Origin of the sequence: Methyloceanibacter sp. (assembly GCF_051306395.1) — a bacterium.
Taxonomy (GTDB): Bacteria; Pseudomonadota; Alphaproteobacteria; order Rhizobiales; family Methyloligellaceae; genus Methyloceanibacter.
The window spans coordinates 1-2,017 of record NZ_JBPPND010000063.1 but is presented as its reverse complement, the minus strand read 5'-3'; the positions used below and the strand labels follow the sequence as shown (position 1 = coordinate 2,017).

Annotated in this window: 3 protein-coding genes; 1 reads left to right on the top strand and 2 read right to left on the bottom strand. The window is 63.8% G+C overall.

Annotated features, from left to right (window positions below; genetic code table 11):
• Positions 1 to 209 precede the first annotated feature (209 nt).
• Positions 210 to 1,325: an IS110 family transposase gene (locus ACSLE4_RS03975; protein WP_435903182.1), complete on the bottom strand. Its 1,116-nt coding sequence runs from the start codon at positions 1,323 to 1,325 to the stop codon at positions 210 to 212.
• A 100-nt stretch (positions 1,326 to 1,425) separates the two neighbouring features.
• On the opposite strand from ACSLE4_RS03975, the gene ACSLE4_RS03970 reads away from it, so the two are divergent.
• The gene (locus tag ACSLE4_RS03970; protein ID WP_435903183.1) at positions 1,426 to 1,554 is read left to right on the top strand and encodes a hypothetical protein; all 129 of its coding nucleotides are present in this window, start codon (positions 1,426 to 1,428) and stop codon (positions 1,552 to 1,554) included.
• 52 nt (positions 1,555 to 1,606) lie between these two features.
• Here ACSLE4_RS03970 and ACSLE4_RS03965 read toward each other — a convergent pair.
• On the bottom strand, positions 1,607 to 2,017 hold a 411-nt coding region (locus ACSLE4_RS03965), incomplete at its 5' end, for an integrase core domain-containing protein (protein ID WP_435903181.1).

Here is a 2,017-nt window from a genome sequence, read left to right as displayed (position 1 = left end):
AGATCGTGGTGCCTGCAGCAGGAGGCGGGACGGAAGACGACGGTTGAGCAAGCTCTCATGCGCGGGTTGGTTACCGCATGACCGTGGTTTCGTCTCGGGGCTGCCTCGGTCTAGAGGACGAGCATCGGCAGTGCCGGCTCATAACAGGTCGCGAGGGTTCCCCAACCGTGCCCCGCCTCCAGCGGCAGGCATCTTGGGTGATCGGCAGATCACGCTGTGACAGCTGTCTCCTTCACCTGACGCGCGATCGCCCAGATGAAGCCGACCATCTCGCGCGCAATCGCCGTGGTGACCACGGTCTTTGCTTTGCCGGTCGCGGCGAGGCGGCGATATCGATTGCATAGCCGCACTTGTGCTTTCCAGGCGATATCACGGACGATCTTGGGCAGCGCCTCCAGACGCGCGTGCAACTTGGGGCTGACGCGCGCCGGCATGCGGTACGTCCACGCCCCTTCGATGAGGACGCGACGGGCCAGGGCATTGCCGGCCTTGGTAATCCCACCCTTGCGCACCGTTGCGCCGCTCGAATGCTCGGACGGTACCATTCCGAGATACGCCATCAACTGGCGCGGGTTCTGGAACCGCGAAAAGTCACCGACCTCGGCAACGACGGTGACGGCCACGATCAGGCCAACGCCACGCATGGCCTGCACCGCCTCGACGACGGGCCGCATCGACCAGTTGGGTAGCATCTCCTCGATCTGCGCGACCAGGCGCTCGACCCGTGCCTCGGCATCCTCAACGGCGTGGATGTAGTCCTGCAGCACGATCTGCTGAGCGGGATGGTCGAACCGGACGCGGGCGAGCCAGCGCCGGTAGGCGCCGGTCCAGCCTTTCTTGCCCGGATAGATGCGGCCATGGCGCAGGAGAAATCCCTGCAGATGCTGGCGCGCCTTACCGAGCACCCGCACCGCCGTCGCCCGGGCGCGGATGAGATCACGCATCGCCTCGTGCGCATCATCAGGCACCCAGACACTCGTCAGCTCGCCGGCCCGGTGCAGCTTGGCCAGCATGATCGCGTCGCGCCGATCCGTCTTCACGCGATCGCCGGCTTTGATCGGAATGAGCGACGGGGCAACGACGATGCAGTCGTGACCGAGCCCCGTCAGTTGCCGATGGAGACCGTAACCGCAAGGACCGGCCTCGTAGCAGAAGCTCAACTTCCGTCGACCCTTGCCGAGCCGTTCGACCAGCTTGGCGATGTGGTCCGGCCGGTTCGGAAAAACACCGAGGTGACGCACCTCGCCGCCGCGCCGGCCCTCGGCAACCGCGACCGAAACGGTCGCCTTGTGCACATCAAGTCCAACGTAAGTGGTAGAGTTCATCTGGCCCGTCCCCCATGCTTGAGGCTCTGCGCCGGTCCTCCGGCGCAACCCTCGATTGGAGCTTGCCGCGGGGCGGGCCGCCAGCCCTCACACGGCGAACATGGGGTCTAGGCGGCACTTCTCGGCCGAGGAGAAGATCCGCATCGTCCTCGATGGCCTGCGCGGCGAGGACAGCACCGCCGAGCTCTGCCGCAAGGAAGGCATCGCTGTCCGTCGTCGAATGCTTTGAGACAGTTAGCGGTGTGATCGAGCGGAGGCTCTCGTCTCATCTGGTTTGAAGTTTAAGCGGCTTTCATTTGGTGCTGCAATCGTCTTTTGCGGATGGTATCGCGTTTGATCTTCTCTCGTTGCACCAGGATGGTTTGGCCTCGCCCGAAGTAGACATCAGCCGGGGTGAGGTTGTTCAGGCTCTCGTGGTAGCGGCGGTGATTGTAGTGCTCGACGAAGTTGCCGATGTGGGCCTCGAGATCACCGGGAAGGCAATAGTTTTCGAGCAGGATGCGGTTCTTCAAAGTCTGATGCCAGCGCTCGATCTTGCCTTGGGTCTGCGGATGGTGGGGTGCGCCGCGCACATGTTTCATGCCGTTGTCGTCGAGCCATTCAGCGAGATCGGCAGAGACGTAGCTCGATCCGTTGTCGCTGAGCAGTCTCGGTTTGTGGACGACGCGGGCTTGGTCACAGCCTGACGCGGC